This is a genomic window from Bradyrhizobium sp. ISRA430, assembly GCF_029909975.1.
Classification (GTDB): Bacteria; Pseudomonadota; Alphaproteobacteria; order Rhizobiales; family Xanthobacteraceae; genus Bradyrhizobium.
Genome location: NZ_CP094516.1, coordinates 6,247,625 through 6,264,208 on the forward strand (window position 1 = coordinate 6,247,625; position 16,584 = coordinate 6,264,208).

The following is a 16,584-nucleotide window of genomic DNA, read 5'->3' on the forward strand; positions in this document are numbered from 1 at the left end:
TTCACTCCAGGACGCGCGCGGGGCGCGGCAGAAGATCGGCGGGCTCCTCGCGCTGCGTTGCGTTCGCGGTCCTGGCATCGCGAAGCAGGAGACGCAGCAACATCGCGAGCACGGCCAGGAGCACGACGCCGGCGACGGCCGGCGTGAAGTAGTGCTCGAGCTCTTCCGCGGTGGCGTGCTCCGCAGCCAGCCGCGCCGATTGCAGCAGCCCGTAGGAGTTGACGAACAGGATGAGCCCGTACAAGACGCTGCGTTCACGCGCACTGGCCAGTCTGGAAAGATCCGGAAGCAGCAACGCAAGACCGATCCCCACGATCGGCAGATCGTAGTCGTAGGCGTAAGGGCTGATCATCACCGACACGATCGCGACGACGCCGAGCGCGAAGCGGGCAGACGGCCCGCGAAGGACGGCGAGTGCGACGGCCGCGAGCGCAAGGCACGCGACGGCCGTTTGTCCCCAGAATGCCAGGACCGGAGGAAGGCCGGACTTGTGCAGCGACGCGTAGACCGAGATCATCCGAAACAGCGGATACCGCCCTTGCTCCAGATAGCCGGCGGACTCCTTGATGGCGCCCAGCCATGCGATCCAGATTTGCGGCCCGAACGCGATCGTGCACACGAGCGAGCTCGCGATCACCACGATCGCGGCAGTGGCGATCGTGGTCCAGCGGCGTGTCAGGAGCATATAGACGCCGACCGCAATGGCCAGGTGAGGCTTTATCACCATCGCACCGAGCGCGAGACCGGCGAGGACCGGGCGTCGATCGGCATTGATGCAGACAAGTCCTATCAGCGCGCCGGTGAGAAAACCGTTCTGGCCACAGGCGATGGTGATCGCGATTGCCGGGAACGTGATGACGAGCACATGCGCCAGATGGTTTGCCGCGACTGTGCGAAGCGTGATCAGATAGGCTGCAAGCGTTGCTGCGGTGAAGACAAAGTAGCCGGCCCAGCCGGGCAGGAATCCAAGGGGCGCCAGCAGCAGATCGAATTGCGGCGGATAGGTCCAGGGCATGAAGCTGGTCGCGCCGCCGGATGCTTCCGCTTGCATCCGCGCAAACAACGCGAACTGGTAAGTCAGGTCGAGATCGCCGCGCCATACGTGCTGCGCGACGATGTGGAACGCGGAGAAATCGGCTGTCTGGTTGCCGGCCCACAGACCGCCCTCGAAGAACCGGAAGACCTTGAAAGCCACCATCGCCGCCAGTCCCGCAACAATGACGCGCACATACGTCTCCCGCTTCGACGGCAGGAATTGAATTTGCTCAAGCGTTTCGGTGAGCATGAACGCGCTATCTCTGGCAACGGGACGGAACAGCCGGCAGTATTGCGGGAGAGATTGCCGCCTGAATCTTAAGGTCCGGTAACGGATTGGAGAGGATTTTGGCGTGACCAGCCGTGCTCTCATCGCGCCGGCTTGAGATCGGGGGGCCACTCGAAACGCGGGCCAGTTGCCCCGTGTGCGCTGATCCTACGGATCCAGCTCCGTATCCCAGTAGAGATAGTCCAGCCAGCTATCGTGCAGATAATTCGGCGGGAAGAGACGGCCGTTGCGGTGGAGCTGGTGCACGGTCGGGGCGAAGGCGGTCTGGCGCGGAAACATTTTTGCCTGCGCCGGGGTGAGATTGCCCTTGCGCAAGTTACAGGGCGAACAGGCCGCGACCACGTTCTCCCAGGTGGTCTGGCCGCCCTTGCTGCGCGGGATGATGTGATCGAAGGTGAGGTCTTCGGGCGAGCCGCAATATTGGCAGGCGAAACGATCGCGCAGGAAGACGTTGAAACGGGTGAAGGCGGGATGGGTGGTCGGCTTGACGAAGGATTTGAGCGAGACGACGCTCGGCAGTTGCATTTCCAGCGTGGGACTTCGAACCGCCTGATCGTAATGCGCGACGATGTTGACACGGTCGAGGAACACCGCCTTGATCGCGTCCTGCCAGGACCAGAGCGACAGCGGGTAATAACTCAGCGGCCGGAAGTCCGCATTCAGCACCAACACCGGCCAACTGCCTTGCGAGACATGTGCGTTCAAGTAACGCTCCCGGCCTCCATATACGCTGCGAAGCAGCATGTATTGACATACTACATGCAGCGTGACGGGATTGTGAAGCCCGCCGAGCGACTTATTCAGCCGCACGCAATGCGGCGGCCGGGTGGCAAGCGCGCAAAAAACGCCGCGATTTGGGGAAGATCCATGCGAGGCTGGCTCGCCGTGCTGCTCGCGGCCGTGCTCGGTGCTGCGTCGATCGGGCCTGCTATGGCCGAGGATTATCCTGCGCGCCCCGTCACCATGATCGTGCCGTTCCCGGCGGGCGGTGCGACCGACACGCTGGCGCGGTTCCTGGGTGAACGCCTGCACGCCGTGCTGAAGCAGCCCATTGTCATTGAAAATGTCGGCGGTGCGGCCGGCTCGCTCGGCGTCGGCCGCGCGGTGCGCGCCACAGCCGATGGCTATACGCTGTCGATCGGAACCTCGACCACGCACATGCTGACCGGCGGGCTCTACGCGCTGCCGTTCGACCTCTTGCGCGATCTCGAACCGGTCATCCTGATCGGCAGCGAGCCGCTCTTGATCGTCGGCCGCAAGGACCTGCCCGCCGACGATCTCAAACAATTGATCGTGTGGCTGAAGGCAAATCCGGACAAGGCGTCGGTCGGCATCGCCGGTGTCGGCGCCACCGGCCATCTCGCCGGCATCTCGTTCCAGAAGGAAACCGGCACGCAATTCCAGTTCGTGCCGTATCGCGGCAATGGTCCGGCGATGCAGGACCTCGTCGCCGGCCAGATCGATGCGATGATCGAGCCGGCCTCGAACTTCAAATCCCTCGTCGGCGCCGGCACCATCAAGCCGTTCGCCGTCACGAGCAAGTCGCGCTCGCCGTCCTGGCCGAACATTCCGACCGCGGATGAGGCCGGCGTGCCCGGCTTCTCCGCGTCGCTGTGGTACGGCTTGTGGGCGCCGAAGGGCACCTCGAAAGACGTCATCGCAAAGCTCAACGCCGCCATGGTGCAGATCCTGGCGAGCCCGCAGGTGAAGCAGCGCTTCGCCGAGCTCGGCATCCAGGTCTCGCCCTTGATGCAGCAATCCCCGGAAGCGCTGCGCGCCTACCAGAAGGAAGAGGCCGAACGCTGGTGGCCGATCATCAAGGCGTCGGGGATCAAGGTCGAGTGAGCCTTCGACAGCTTGACGTGTCGAACGATGCCGCCACATCGGATAGTCTCAGTACCACACGATGACCAGTCTTCGTCGGGACGACGTTGGGTGGGCACTGTCGCCTCGACGGCGTGCGGCGGTCCTGTTTGCGCGTCTACTCCGGTACCCGCTCCAGCTTCTGCAGGCATCGCGCGGTGCGCACTGCGGCAGGCATCTCCTCGTCGGGAAAACTGGTCTTCCAGTCGGTGACGCCGACCTCGCCGACATAGATGTCGCCTTTCGAATCCAGCGCGATGCCGTGCGGCGCCAGGAATTTGCCGCTCGCAATGCCCGGGCCTTCCTCGCCGCCGAGCCGCGCGATGCGGTTTCCCTTGGCGTCGACGATCGACAGCCGCGGGCCGAGATTGGGTACCTTGCGGTTGACGGCCATGCCGGGGCCGAGCTCGCCGACGACGAAAGTCGGTTGCTTTCCGCCGCAGCAGCACAGTGCGCAGGGCCGGTGCAGATTGTTCCACTGCGCCTCGTACTTGCCCTCGTCGTTGAACACCTGCACGCGATGGTTCTCACGGTCTGCGACGTAGACCCAGCCGTCAGCGTCGGTCGCGATGTTGTGGACGATGTTGAACTGGCCGGGATCGGTGCCGGGCTCGCCCCAGCTCTTCATCAACTTGCCGTCAGGGGTGAACTTGTGCACGCGCGCGTTGCCATAGCCGTCCGAGACGTAGATCTCGCCCTTTGGCGACAGCGCCGTGTGGGTGCAGCGATGGAAGGGATCGCCGCTCATGAACGGCGCCGGCTTCTCGGGAATGCCGATCGTCAGCAGCACCTTGCCGTCGGTCGTGCATTTGCGCACGGTGTGGTCGCCGTCATCGGTGCAGTAGAGATTGTCGTCGGCGTCGATGTGCAGGCCGTGCGCACGCGAGAACAGGCCCTCGCCCCAGCTCCGCAGGAAATTGCCCTCGCGGTCCAGCACCACCATCGGGTGGGCGCCGCGGTTGAAGACGTAGATGCGGTCCTTGCTGTCGACGGCGACGGAGGCGACGTCGGTGAGCTGCCAACCATCCGGCAGCTTTGCGAAGTTGTCGACGACGCGGTAGCGGTGCTCGCCGGTGCCGAGAATGGCTGGCATTGGCTTCTCCTCTTGTTCGTTTCAGCGACGCGCGGTCGTTGCCACACCATCATTGCGAGTGCAGCGAAGCAATCCAGACTGGCTTTCGGAAAGATTCTGGATTGCTTCGCTCCGCTCGCAATGACGAGAGGCTCAAGCCGCGCCTACATCGCGCCCGAGCATCCCTTCCTCGATCGCCTTGATTTGAAGGGCGAGATATTTCGAGTTGATGCGGCACTGCGCGAGGCTGCCGGCGATGAACCACAGGCCGGGCTGCCTGGTGCGCGCATACATGTTGCGCAGCTCGAAGCCGTCGCCGAAGCCCCAGATCGGGCCGACGCGATCGGCGACGCCGTCGCCGAACAGCTTTCGCACCAGATAGGCTTGCGGCTTGTAGCCGGTGGAGAGAACGATGAGGTCGGCGGTGAGGAGCGCGCCGTCCTTCATTCGCGCGCCTTCGGCGACAAAACCCTCGATGTCGGCGAACTGCTTCAGCTTGATCGCGCCCTGGGCGACGAGATCGGAGCAGCCGACGTTGAAATAATAGCCGCCGCCGCGGGTGAGATATTTGAACTGCCAGCCGGTGCCGGCCTCGCCGAAGTCGAGCTTGAAGCCGACGCGCCCTAAGGCCTCCAGCAGCTCCTTGTCGAGCTCCTTCGACTGCTCCGTCAGCATCACATGCGTCTTCTTCGCGAGCGGCGTCGGCATCGAGGTCGCGATCAGGTCGTTGTCCTCGAGCGTGCCCTCATTGTAGGTCGCATACGCAAGCTGCGCCGACGGCTCGATATTGGTGACCAGTGTCGGCGAGCGCTGCACCAGCGTCACCTCGGCGCCGCTGGAATAAAGATCCTGCGCGATATCGTGGCCGCTGTTACCGGTGCCGATGACGATGGCGCGCTTGCCTGTCCAGTTCTCGCCGTCCTCGTATCGGCTCGAATGCACCAACGTGCCCTTGAAATTGTCGAGGCTCGGGAGGTCCGGGATGTTCGCGATGCCGCTGACGCCGGTTGCCATCACCACATGGCGCGGATGCATGATGCGCTTGGTTCCGTCTGCGCGGCGCAGCGTGACCGTCCAGCGGCCCTTCGCATCGTCGTGGGAGCCGCCCTCGAATTCTGTGCCGGTCCAGAAGTTCAGCTCCATGGCATCGACATACGCCTCGAACCAGTTGGCGAGCTTGTCCTTGGGGATATAGACCGGCCAGTTCGGCGGGAACGGCATGTAGGGCAGGTGATTGACCTGCACCTGGTTGTGCAGCGTCAGCGCGTGATAGCGCTTGCGCCAGTTGTCGCCGATCCGTGGCCATCGGTCGACGATCAGCGTATCGACCTTCATCTGCTTCAGCCGCGCTGCAATCGCGAGCCCGGCCTGTCCGCCGCCGACCACCAGCACGGCGGGATCGCGATCGGCGTAGTCGGTCGATGCCTTGCGCAAATCGAGCCAGTTCGGCCCGCGGAAATCGCGCGAGTAGGCCTGTCCGCGCGGCCGCGTCGTGCCGAGCTGTTCCTCAAAACCCTTCAGCTCGTCGAGCGCCGTGAGCAGCGTCCATGCCCTCAACCGGTCGCCGTCAGCGGGATCGGGAGCGAGCCGGACGATGCCGCTGCCGCGGCCGATCGCGGTCTCGAAATTGAAGATCGCTTCGATGTTGTTGGTGCCGGCGCGCGCCACCCAGCGCGGCGCCGCGCGGTTCTGTGCGATCTGGAAGCTGCGTGGTGCCGCCTTGGGCGCGAGCGTCGCCAGCTCTTGCGCAATGCCATCTCGGCCGGCGATCGTCTGCAGGTTCCAGCTCAGCGCCAGCACATCGCGCCAAAAACTGTCGGCGAGGAAGAGGCGGTCCAGCGCAGTGCGATCAGGCTTGCCCAGCGTGCGCTCGAACTCATCGAGCCAGGCTTGCGCGGATACGGAAATATCCTTCGTCCTGTCCAGCATGCGCGAACCTCATGGCCGTCTTCGCGGCGTTTCCTCTGAGATCGACGCTATACCGTTTCGCCAGCGCCCAAAAGCCGATTACCCGAGCAAGGAGAGCATGTGGCCCTGCTCAGGCGGAATACGGCCCTTCAGCGTGCCGAGATAGACGCGCCGCACGGCCTCCGGTCCGCGGCTCTCGACGACGGTCAGGCATGTCTCCAGGAGCGGAGCGAAGCCGGACCATGCCGTGGCAAAACGCTGCTCGATGCCGCCGGGGCCCCATTCCTTGGCGCGCTTGCGGATCTGGTCGGGAGCGAAGAACCAGCGCGGCTTCGCGCCGGGCAACTCACCCTCGTCGGCATCGGTGGCGCGATGCGTCAATCCGACGCGCACGGAGCATTTCATCTGATCGCGAAAGTGCCGGTGCAGCTCAGCGCGCAGTGCGCTGTTGCCGGCCATGTCGATGAAGGCGACCGGCGTATCCGACGGCAGCGTCGTCACACCGTCGTAGGTGACGACCTCGTCATAGCAGCCGAGCGAGGCAACGAAGCCCGCATTGCCGGCCGACGTCAATCCGATCACCTTGCGCCCGCGCGTGTGCAGAAGATACGCAAGCCCGAACGCTGTCTTGCTCGAGGCGCTCGAGAGCAGCACGGTCCGCGCGCCAAAATCGTCGTTCTCGGCGAGGAAATCGTCGACCAGGAACGAGAGCATGAACAGCGGCCGCAGCAGCGCCTGATAGTCGCCCTGGCGGCCTGCGTAAGCGGGATCGCCGCCGATGCGCGAATAGGCGTTATAGACCGGCGCCACGCCCTGCCGGTGCGCGGCGCCGTCGCGCAAGCCGCGTTTGCTGACATCGGTGGCCTCGATCACGAGATGCGTTGCCATCGGGAAATAGCCGAAGAGGCGTTCGCCCACGGCGACGTTTTGATGCTTCGAGGCGATTACCTCGCCGAAGCCCCACACCGGAATGTTGCCGAAGCCGTTCGGTGCGGGAAAGAGCTGCCAGTACTTCAGTTCGTCGCCGAGCACAGCGTAGGTGATGTTGTTTGCGGTGAAGGCAAAGCGCTCGACCTTCACGAGCAGCGCATCTTGCGGCAGCGCCTCGCCGGCAGGAAGCTCGGTTGCGATCGTCTTGCACGTTTCGAGATCGTCTCGCGCAACGATGAACTCGGCGGCTGTCATGGTCTTGATCCCGGCTCCTGTCCGCGCCGGCATCTCATCGGTCACGCGCGTGCCGTTTGCAACAGCAACATAGTTTTAAACGGTGTTCGGCCATTTCAGGCCGTCAGCACGCCTTCGCGCTTCTTCACGGCGCGATAGTAGCTCCACCACAGATGCGCCGCGGCGCCGCGCAGCGGCCGCCATGGTTCGGCGAGCGGCGCCATCTGCTTTTCCGTCGGCCGTGCCTTCAAACCCAGTCCGATGCGGATGCCTTCCTGCACGGCGAGGTCGCCGGCCGGCCAGGCATCGCCATGGCCGAGACAGAACAGGAGGTAGACGTCGGCCGTCCACGGCCCGATGCCCGGCAGCGAGATCAGGGTGTGATGTGCCGCGTCAGCGTCCTCTTCGGCGAGCACCTCGAGGTTGAGCCGCTGCGCGGTGATCTCGCGCGCAAGATGCTTCAAGGTCTTGATCTTGGCGGCGGAGAGGCCGAGCCGTCCCAGCCGGTCGGTGCGGGCGCGGCGCACCGCGTCATGGTCGAATGGATCGAAAGCGGCCGACAACCGACCCCAGATCGCCGCGGCGCTTGCGGTTGAGAGCTGCTGCCCGCAGACGATGTGCGCAAGCCCGACAAAGCCCGGCTCGCGCCGCCGCAAGGCGGGCATGCCGGCGACCTCGAATACGGGTTTGAGGCGCGGGTCGCGTTTCACCAGCGTTTGGACGGCATCTTCGAGATCGGACTGGCTTTCGAGGTGGATGGTCATTGGGGTTGGGCAAGCTCTTTCCAGCGTCATGGCCGGGCTTGCCCCGGCCATGACGTCTTTCTAACCGCGCATCATTGTTAGCATGAGTGACGGTCTTCGTATTCGTCCCTGAGCTTGACACGATCGGCATGTGGCACCGAAGAAGGTGGATGGCCGGGTCGTAGGTGAGCGGAAGCACGCCGTCCTTCAGACGGCTATGCCCGGCCATGACGAGATCTGTCGTATGTCGCCACCCGTTTTCCGATTCGCGCCGAGCCCGAACGGCTTCCTACATCTCGGCCACGCCTATTCGGCGCTGCTGAACTTCGACCGTGCGCGTGAGAGCGGCGGGCGGCTGTTGCTGCGAATCGAGGACATCGACGCGACGCGTTGCCGGCCGGAATACGAGACGGCGATCTACGACGATCTCGCCTGGCTCGGCATCACTTGGGAGACGCCGGTGCGGCGGCAGTCGCAGCATCTTGCCGACTACCACTCCGCGCTGGAGAAGCTTGCCGTGCTCGGCCTCGTCTACCCCAGCTTCGAAAGCCGCGCCGAGATCGCGAGGCTGATAGCCGGGCGCGAGGCGGCCGGGCCCTGGCCGCGCGATCCCGACGGGGCGCCGCTTTACCCCGGTGACGCGAAGTCGCTGCCGACCGACGAGCGCGCGCGCCTCATCGAGTCCGGCGCGCCTTATGCCTTGCGGCTCGATATGGCGGCCGCCTGCCGCTGGGTTGCCGACCTGACTTGGCACGAATTGGGCGAAGGGCCGGACGGCGAGCGCAACCTTGTCACGGCGCGGCCCGAGGCGTGGGGCGACGTCATCCTCGCGCGCAAGGAGACGCCGACCAGCTATCATTTGTCGGTGGTGGTCGACGATGCGCTCCAGGGCGCAAGCGAGGTGGTGCGGGGCCAGGACCTGTTTCACGCCACCTCGGTGCACCGGTTGCTGCAAAGTCTGCTCGATCTGCCCGAGCCCGCTTACCGTCATCACCGGCTGATTCGCGACGAGGCGGGGCGGAAGCTGTCGAAATCGACCGGCTCGACCGGTCTGCGGGAGTTGCGCGCGGCCGGCGCCACGCCCGCCGACATCCGCCGGCTGGTGGGATTAGGTTAAGTTTCTCTGGGGTTTAGCAAAAGGTCGCCGTGACTCGGAGTGTTCCTCCGTGCGATGCTCGCCGTGAGCCCGGGGGTTCGAAGCGATACTTCGAAGGGATTCATGGCGGCGAAAACGCGCGCATTGCGCACCACGCGGACGTCCAGGCGGCCGCCTCGGAAGCGGTCCGGGGTGGTTGCCCCGGCGCGCAAACGCGCCACGGCCATCACGCCCGACGTGGTCCAGGCGGCGCTGGCTGCTTTCGCCCATGAGGTCCGCACGCCTCTGACCGGAATTCTGGCGATCAGCGACCTGTTGGCGACCTCCGATCTCGGCGAGCGGGAGCGGCGCTGGGCCGATACCATCAAGGCCGGCGCCGAGCACCTGGCGAGCCTTGCCACCCTGTTCGTCGACGCGGCCAGGACCGGGAAGGGCGCAAACGCGCTGCGCCAGGACCTGTTCGACCTGCGGGCGCTGGCCCGCAGCATGGGCGACTCGCTGGCCGGGCGCGCCGCGGCCAAGGGACTTCAGGCCCAGGTCGAGATCTCCGACAAGCTTCCCGCCCTGGTGGTGGGCGATCCCGTCCGCCTGCGCGCTGCGCTCGAGAACCTGATCGACAATGCCGTGAAGTTCACCGACCGGGGCGGCGTAGCTCTTGCGGTCGCGCCCTGGCGTCCCCCAGCGGGCAGCGGTAAGGCGAAAGACAAGGGCAAGGTCGGCGTTGCGTTTGCGGTTTCCGACAGCGGCATCGGCCTGAGCATGGCCGAGATCAAGCGGCTGTTCCGTCCGTTCACCCAGGCCAACGTCACCATCGCGGCGCGCTTCGGCGGCGCCGGGCTCGGGCTGTCTTCGGTGAAGCAATTGGCGCGTGCGATGGGCGGCGACATCACGGTCGCTCCGCGGCGCAACGGCGGCGCCACCTTCACGCTGACGGTATCGCTGCATGCGTCGGGATCAGGCGAGCCCCACGGATTGGGCAGCGACGATCCCGAGGCTGATGCGGTGGCGGCCTTGCGCGTGCTCAGCGTGGAAGACAATCCGTTCGGCCGGGTCGTGCTCAACACCATCCTGACCGAGCTCGGCCATCATGCGGAGTTCGTCGGGCGCGGCGAGGATGCGGTCGACCGGCTCGCGCAGGGCACCTTCGACGCGGTGCTGATGGATATGGTGCTGCCGGGCATCGGCGGCATCGAGGCGATCAAGCGGATCCGCACTATGCCGCCGCCGCTCGCTCATATCCCCATCATCGGAGTGTCGGGCCGCGGCGAGGACGAGGTGCCCTCGCGTCAGGCTGGCGCCGACGCCTTCCTGGTCAAGCCTGTGTCCCCGCGGGCTTTAGCGACTGCGCTGCTTGAAGCGAGACGCCGTGAGGAAGCCGCGACTTGATGATCGCGGCATTGAGCTCACCGCCGTAGACGAAGATCGCGGCGATGAAATACAAAAACACCAGCGCGATGATCACCGAGGCGAGGCCCGCATACATCGTCACGTAGTTGTTGGCGAAGCGCGCCAGATATTGCCCGAACACGATGCCGGAGATCAGCGATGCCCCCACGGTGAAGACGATGCCGGGCAGGATCTGCAGGAAGCCGCGCCGTCCCGCCGGGAGCCAGGCGTGCAGGATGAATAGTGCCACGACCAGTGCGCCGATGGTGATGCCGTAACGCAGCCAAGTGAGGATGCTCTCGTTGGACTCGACGAATAGCGGGATGTGGCGCCGCGCCGCCTCGATGATGAGCGGCCCGAGCACGATCAGGAACGCCATGGCAAGCGCGGTGAAGGCGGCGACCAGCGTGTAGCCGATCGACTCCAGCCGCAGCCAGTACCAGCGCCGCATCTCAACCACCGCATAAGCGCGGTTGAGCGCGACCCGGAGCGCTTCGACGCCGTTCGAGGCGAAATAGACCGACAGCACCGCGCCGATCGTCAGCACGCCGGAGCGGGTGGTGGTCAGCACGTCGTGGACTTCGCCCGAGATCGAATCGGCGACCTGCTTCGGCCAGACCTGCAGCATCAGGCCTGCGGCCTGGTCGGCGAGCTCCTTGGAGCCGAAGAAGCCGGCGAGCGAGGTCAGCACGATCAGGAACGGGAACAGCGCCATCAGCGTCGACAGCGCGATATGGCTCGCAATCGCCCAGCCGTCGTCGGCGAGGAACGTGTAGAACGCATCCATCGCGACGATATAGAGGTAGCGAACCGCCTTCACGCGCCACCTACATAGCTGATGCTGCTCCCTCTCCCCGCATATGGGGAGAGGCGAACAAGGCAGACAATTGGCGCAGATCGGAGATCATCCCGCTAGCATCTGATATTATTGACCTAAAAGCCAGATCGTGGATGCGGCCGTTCCCCGTCGATCGTCATTCCGGGACGCGCGCAGCGCGAACCCGGAATCCATTCAGCGGCGGTGCTAATGGCGAAATGGATTCCGGGCTCGATGCTCCGGGGCGGCGCTTTTGCGCGGTCCCGTCGCATCGCCGCGGAATGACGCCGGTCGCCACGGCGACGCCATGGCGCATCGGCAAGCACGGTGTTATCTAGCCCCAATGGCATCCCTTTTGAGTTCTTTCATCCTGCCGGTGGCAGCCGGCGCCGTGGCGTTGGTGCTGCTGCTCGGACTCGTCAACATGATGCGCGGCGGCTCGCCCAACACCTCGCAGAAGCTGATGCGGTGGCGCGTGCTGCTTCAGTTCGTGGCGATCATCATCGCCATGCTGGCGGTGTGGGCGATGGGCCGCTAGCGCAGAGATCCGCGAGGCAAACATGGTCGTGCTCAACCGCATCTATACCCGCACCGGTGACGACGGCACGACGGCGCTCGGCACCGGTGAACGCCGGGCCAAGTACGATCTGCGCATCGAGGCCTATGGCACGGTCGACGAGACCAATGCCGCGATCGGCGTGGTGCGGCTCCATACCAAGGACGCCTCCGATCTCGATGCGATGCTCGGCCGCATCCAGAACGATCTGTTCGATCTCGGCGCCGACCTTGCGGTGCCCGAGCGTGAGGGCAAAGCGGACCGGCTGCGGGTCGTGGCAAGCCAGGTGGAGCGGCTTGAGCGCGACATCGACGCGCTCAACGAAAACCTGGCGCCGCTGACCTCCTTCGTGCTGCCGGGTGGCACCCCGACGGCGGCGCATCTCCATGTCGCGCGCACGATATGCCGCAGGGCGGAACGGGTGATGGTGGAGCTTGCCGCCAAGCCGGGCGAGCCGGTCGGCGCGGCTGGCATTCAGTATATGAACCGGCTGTCCGATTTCCTGTTTGTGGCGAGCCGCTCCGCAAATCATAATGGCGCGGGCGACGTGCTGTGGGTTCCGGGCCAGAACCGCTGACCCATTGGGGGGTAGCGTTCGGCCCACCCAAAATTTGGCCCGTTCGCGCGTTGACCGGGCCGGATCAGGCCTTTAGGTTCCGCGCCAGTTGATAACCCCCCTCCCAAAATAAGTGAAAGAGGATCGATGAAGGTCTTAGTGCCGGTAAAGCGGGTGGTCGATTACAACGTCAAGGTCCGCGTCAAGGGCGATGGATCGGGCGTTGAACTCGCCAACGTCAAGATGTCGATGAACCCGTTCGACGAAATCGCGGTCGAGGAAGCGCTGCGCCTGAAGGAAGGCGGCAAGGCCACCGAGGTCGTGGTGGTCTCCATCGGACCGGCGCAGGCGTCGGAGACGATCCGCACCGGTCTTGCCATGGGCGCCGACCGCGGCATCCTGGTGAAGGCCGAGGGCACCGTCGAGCCGCTCGCCGTCGCGAAGATCCTGAAGAAGGTCGCGGAGGAAGAACAGCCGGGCCTGATTATCCTGGGCAAGCAGGCGATCGATGACGACAGCAACCAGACCGGCCAGATGCTGGCCGCGCTGCTCGGCTGGTCGCAGGCGACCTTCGCCTCCAAGCTCGAGGTCGACGGCTCCGACTTCAAGGTCACGCGCGAAGTCGACGGCGGCCTGCAGACTGTCAAGCTGAAGGGGCCGGCGATCGTCACCACCGACCTGCGCCTCAACGAGCCGCGTTATGCTTCGCTGCCGAACATCATGAAGGCGAAGAAGAAGCCGATCGCGGAGAAGACAGTCGCCGATTACGGCGTCGACGTCACCGCGCGTCTCGAAGTTCTCAAGACGACGGAGCCACCGGGCCGCAAGGCAGGCGTCAAGGTCAAGGACGTCGCCGAACTGGTGGCGAAACTCAAGAACGAAGCCGGGGTGCTCTGATGACGACGCTTCTGATTGCCGAACACGACAATGCGTCGCTGAAGGATGCGACCAACAAGGCCTTGACCGCGGCTGCCGCGCTCGGCGCGGACGTCGAGGTGCTGGTCGCCGGCCAGAACGCGAAGGCCGCGGCGGATGCCGCCGCCAAGCTCGCCGGCGTGAAGAAGGTGCTGCTCGCCGACGGCGCGCTCTACGCGCACGATCTCGCCGAGCCGCTGGCTGCGCTGATCGTGTCGCTGGCGTCCGGCTATGACGCGATCGTCGCGCCGGCGACCTCGCGCTTCAAGAACGTGATGCCGCGCGTCGCCGCGCTGCTCGATGTCATGCAGGTCTCGGAGATCACCAAGGTGGTCGCACCCGACACCTTCGAGCGCCCGATCTATGCCGGCAACGCCATCCAGACGGTGAAGTCGAAGGATGCCAAGAAGGTCATCACGGTCCGCACCTCCACCTTCTCCGCGACGGGCGAAGGCGGCGGCGCGGCTGTTGAGAACGTGGCGGCGGCGGCCGATCCGGGCCTGTCGTCCTTTGTCGGCGAGGAAGTCGCCAAGAGCGACCGCCCCGAGCTGACCTCGGCGAAGATCATCGTCTCCGGTGGTCGCGCGATGCAGAGCCGGGAAAACTTTACCAAATACATCGAGCCGCTCGCCGACAAGTTAGGGGCCGGCGTCGGTGCCTCGCGCGCGGCGGTCGATGCCGGCTATGCGCCGAACGACTGGCAGGTCGGCCAGACCGGCAAGGTCGTGGCCCCTGAGCTCTATGTCGCGGTCGGCATTTCCGGCGCGATCCAGCATCTGGCCGGCATGAAGGACTCCAAGGTGATCGTCGCGATCAACAAGGACGAGGACGCGCCGATCTTCCAGGTTGCCGACTATGGACTGGTCGCCGACCTCTACCAGGCGGTTCCGGAGCTCACGGCCGAACTCGGCAAGCTCGGCAAGTAAATTGGCGTCAAAAACACCGGCCGGAGGGGGTACACTCCGGCCGGTGTTTCATTTTTGAGGCGTTTTCTTCCGTGCAGGTGCGCGGAAGAGGCGTATCCGATCTAGGTTTCGAGCCAAGGTTCTGATTAAATCAAGGTTCTGATTAAATCGGACCTCCCGGCTGAGGGGATAGACAGGCGCGGTTCGTGCGCGCCGTTCCGGTGGATGACATTATGGCGGCAGTGATCAACAAGGTCGGCGTGATCGGCGCGGGGCAGATGGGCAATGGCATCGCGCATGTTGCGGCGCTGGCCGGCTTCGAGGTCGTGCTCAACGATGTCTCGGCCGATCGACTCAAATCGGGCATGGCCACCATCAACGGCAATCTGGCGCGCCAGGTCTCCAAGCGGGCGGTCAGCGAGGACGACAAGACCAAGGCGCTCGCGCGCATCAAGCTGGCCGAGAAGCTCGACGACCTTGCCGACTGCGACCTCGTGATCGAGACCGCGGTCGAGAAGGAGGAGGTGAAGCGCAAGATCTTCCACGAGCTCTGCGCGGTGTTGAAGCCGGAGGCGATCGTGGCGTCCGATACCTCCTCGATCTCGATTACGCGTCTTGCCGCCGCGACCGACCGGCCCGAGCGCTTCATCGGCATCCACTTCATGAATCCAGTGCCGCTGATGGAGCTGGTGGAGCTGATTCGCGGCATCGCCACCGACGACCAGACCTTCGAGGCGGCCAAGGAATTCGTCGCCAAGCTCGGCAAGCAGGTCGCGGTCTCCGAGGATTTCCCGGCCTTCATCGTCAACCGCATCCTGCTGCCGATGATCAACGAGGCGATCTACACGCTCTATGAGGGCGTCGGAAACGTCGAGGCGATCGACGCCGCGATGAAGCTCGGTGCCCACCATCCGATGGGCCCGCTGGAGCTCGCTGACTTCATAGGCCTCGATACCTGCCTCTCCATCATGCAGGTGCTGCACGAGGGGTTGGCCGATTCGAAGTACCGGCCGTGTCCGCTGCTGGTGAAATACGTCGAGGCCGGCTGGCTCGGCCGCAAGACCCAGCGCGGTTTCTACGACTATCGCGGCGCCAAGCCGGTTCCGACCCGCTGATCGGTCTCGTGGCGCCCTAGGCTGGGCAAAGGCGCGAAGCGCCGTGCCCACCATTCTCCAATCATGTGATGGAATTGGTGAGCACGCTTCCGCCTTCGCTCGTCGGGCTACGGCGGACAAGCCGCTTTGCTCACCTACGGCATTTCGTGTCGGACTGTGTCTGCGACACGAAGCCGTCCGAACTCTCCACCTCTCGTTAACCCCTCGCGCCTAGGCTGCAGCCGGTACGAGGGTTCGCGTAATGGACATGATGGCGATGGTCAGCACCATGCTGGCCGCTCAGCAGGGCGCATTCCAGTCGCAGGTGTCGGCGACTGTGATGAAGCAGAACATGGATGTGGAGAAATCCGCCGTCCTGACCTTGCTCGGCGCCGGTCAGCCCTCGCTTGCCAATGTCGGCCCTGGCGTGGGCGGCAACCTCAACATCACGGCCTAAAACGCCGCCGCAGGGTTAACCGCGGCTCGGAGCAGCTTCAGCGCGTCCTCGCTCGCCCATTCGGCGGGCCCGGCGATCGTCGCGATCTCGCAGCCCTGGGGATCGACCAGCACGGAGGTCGGCATTCCCAGCGCCCGGCCTATAGCCTTAAGATCCTGAAAAACCTTGGCTTTCTGGTCATTGAAATAGCCGAGCCTGGTCAAATTGGCCTCTTTCAGGAAGTTTTTCGGCTTCTCCGGGTCGCGGGTGTCGATATTGATCGCCACCACCTCGAAATTCGGTCCGCTCATCTTGGCCTGGAGCTCCTCCAGCGCCGGCATTTCCTTGCGACAGGGCACGCACCAGGTGGCCCAAAGGTTCACCAGCAAGGTCTTGCCGCGGAAATCGGACAGCTTCTTCGGCTTGCCGTCGGCGTCCTCGAAGGCGAGGTCGGGCAGCTTCAGGGGGGCGCTCGCCATGGTCAGCGCCGCCACCTCGCCACGGGCGAGCGGGGCGATCTTCTGCGCGGTGGTCACCGCGGCCCGGCAGGCCGGATCGCCGCTGGGCGCGCGGCTCAGGCCCAGCCCGTACAGCGCGGCAAAGCCGGCCAGCCCTCCGATCGCCACGGTGGCGATGACGAGGGGAATCCGGCGCGTGGCGGAGGGCTTCTGGTCGAGCATATCGTTTGTCATCCGGTCGCAGATATGGCTATCAGGGGCCTCTTAGTACGGCTGGCTGCGGCCAGCAAA

Annotated in this window: 17 protein-coding genes; 9 read left to right on the forward strand and 8 right to left on the reverse strand. The window is 64.9% G+C overall.

Annotation, left to right across the window (positions count from 1 at the left end; translation table 11 throughout):
* Position 1: 1 nt before the first annotated feature.
* Positions 2–1,285 (reverse strand): glycosyltransferase family 87 protein, encoded by a 1,284-nt coding sequence (locus MTX21_RS29665; RefSeq protein WP_280968169.1) that lies wholly within the window; start codon positions 1,283–1,285, stop codon positions 2–4.
* A 186-nt stretch (positions 1,286–1,471) separates the two neighbouring features.
* Entirely contained in the window at positions 1,472–2,029 is a 558-nt protein-coding gene (locus tag MTX21_RS29670) for an HNH endonuclease (RefSeq protein ID WP_025033554.1), read from the reverse strand.
* Positions 2,030–2,191: 162 nt separating this feature from the next.
* On the opposite strand from MTX21_RS29670, the gene MTX21_RS29675 reads away from it, so the two are divergent.
* Complete coding sequence (locus MTX21_RS29675) at positions 2,192–3,169, forward strand: tripartite tricarboxylate transporter substrate-binding protein (RefSeq protein WP_280968170.1); 978 nt, start codon at positions 2,192–2,194, stop codon at positions 3,167–3,169.
* A gap of 136 nt (positions 3,170–3,305) precedes the next feature.
* Here the strand turns inward: MTX21_RS29675 and MTX21_RS29680 are convergent, their stop codons facing one another.
* The 4 genes from MTX21_RS29680 to MTX21_RS29695 form a co-directional block, all read right to left on the reverse strand.
* The gene (locus tag MTX21_RS29680; RefSeq protein ID WP_280968171.1) at positions 3,306–4,280 is read right to left on the reverse strand and encodes a peptidyl-alpha-hydroxyglycine alpha-amidating lyase family protein; all 975 of its coding nucleotides are present in this window, start codon (positions 4,278–4,280) and stop codon (positions 3,306–3,308) included.
* A gap of 132 nt (positions 4,281–4,412) precedes the next feature.
* On the reverse strand, positions 4,413–6,188 hold the full coding sequence (locus MTX21_RS29685) for an NAD(P)/FAD-dependent oxidoreductase (RefSeq protein WP_280968172.1): 1,776 nt from the start codon (positions 6,186–6,188) through the stop codon (positions 4,413–4,415).
* Between the two features lie 78 nt (positions 6,189–6,266).
* Complete coding sequence (locus tag MTX21_RS29690) at positions 6,267–7,352, reverse strand: DUF2855 family protein (protein WP_280968173.1); 1,086 nt, start codon at positions 7,350–7,352, stop codon at positions 6,267–6,269.
* Between the two features lie 95 nt (positions 7,353–7,447).
* Positions 7,448–8,095, reverse strand: a complete 648-nt coding sequence (locus MTX21_RS29695; protein ID WP_280968174.1) for a DNA-3-methyladenine glycosylase 2 family protein — start codon at positions 8,093–8,095, stop codon at positions 7,448–7,450.
* A 223-nt stretch (positions 8,096–8,318) separates the two neighbouring features.
* Here MTX21_RS29695 and gluQRS point away from each other — a divergent pair, with 223 nt between their 5' ends.
* Complete coding sequence (gene gluQRS / locus MTX21_RS29700; protein ID WP_280968175.1) at positions 8,319–9,191, forward strand: tRNA glutamyl-Q(34) synthetase GluQRS; 873 nt, start codon at positions 8,319–8,321, stop codon at positions 9,189–9,191.
* Positions 9,192–9,293: 102 nt separating this feature from the next.
* Positions 9,294–10,556, forward strand: a complete 1,263-nt coding sequence (locus MTX21_RS29705; RefSeq protein ID WP_280968176.1) for an ATP-binding protein — start codon at positions 9,294–9,296, stop codon at positions 10,554–10,556.
* Here MTX21_RS29705 and MTX21_RS29710 read toward each other — a convergent pair.
* A complete protein-coding gene (locus MTX21_RS29710) occupies positions 10,483–11,376 on the reverse strand; it encodes a YihY/virulence factor BrkB family protein (protein ID WP_280968177.1) in 894 nt (297 codons plus the stop codon). The two genes, MTX21_RS29705 and MTX21_RS29710, sit on opposite strands and share 74 nt — an antisense overlap.
* 340 nt (positions 11,377–11,716) lie before the next feature.
* Here MTX21_RS29710 and MTX21_RS29715 point away from each other — a divergent pair, with 340 nt between their 5' ends.
* From MTX21_RS29715 to MTX21_RS29740, 6 genes are all read left to right on the forward strand, one after another.
* Complete coding sequence (locus tag MTX21_RS29715; RefSeq protein WP_279374876.1) at positions 11,717–11,911, forward strand: twin transmembrane helix small protein; 195 nt, start codon at positions 11,717–11,719, stop codon at positions 11,909–11,911.
* Positions 11,912–11,933: 22 nt separating this feature from the next.
* Positions 11,934–12,506, forward strand: a complete 573-nt coding sequence (locus MTX21_RS29720) for a cob(I)yrinic acid a,c-diamide adenosyltransferase (protein ID WP_280968178.1) — start codon at positions 11,934–11,936, stop codon at positions 12,504–12,506.
* Positions 12,507–12,632: 126 nt separating this feature from the next.
* Positions 12,633–13,382: an electron transfer flavoprotein subunit beta/FixA family protein gene (locus MTX21_RS29725; RefSeq protein ID WP_280968179.1), complete on the forward strand. Its 750-nt coding sequence runs from the start codon at positions 12,633–12,635 to the stop codon at positions 13,380–13,382.
* On the forward strand, positions 13,382–14,326 hold the full coding sequence (locus MTX21_RS29730) for an FAD-binding protein (protein WP_280968180.1): 945 nt from the start codon (positions 13,382–13,384) through the stop codon (positions 14,324–14,326). Before MTX21_RS29725 ends, MTX21_RS29730 begins: the two co-directional genes overlap by 1 nt.
* A 212-nt stretch (positions 14,327–14,538) precedes the next feature.
* Entirely contained in the window at positions 14,539–15,420 is an 882-nt protein-coding gene (locus tag MTX21_RS29735; protein WP_280968181.1) for a 3-hydroxybutyryl-CoA dehydrogenase, read from the forward strand.
* A 241-nt stretch (positions 15,421–15,661) separates the two neighbouring features.
* Positions 15,662–15,856 carry a putative motility protein gene (locus MTX21_RS29740; RefSeq protein ID WP_280968182.1) on the forward strand — a complete coding sequence of 65 codons (195 nt, stop codon included), beginning with the start codon at positions 15,662–15,664 and terminating at the stop codon, positions 15,854–15,856.
* On the opposite strand, the gene MTX21_RS29745 is transcribed toward MTX21_RS29740, so the two are convergent.
* Positions 15,853–16,515: a TlpA disulfide reductase family protein gene (locus MTX21_RS29745; protein WP_280968183.1), complete on the reverse strand. Its 663-nt coding sequence runs from the start codon at positions 16,513–16,515 to the stop codon at positions 15,853–15,855. The genes MTX21_RS29740 and MTX21_RS29745 overlap by 4 nt on opposite strands.
* Between the last annotated feature and the right edge of the window lie 69 nt (positions 16,516–16,584).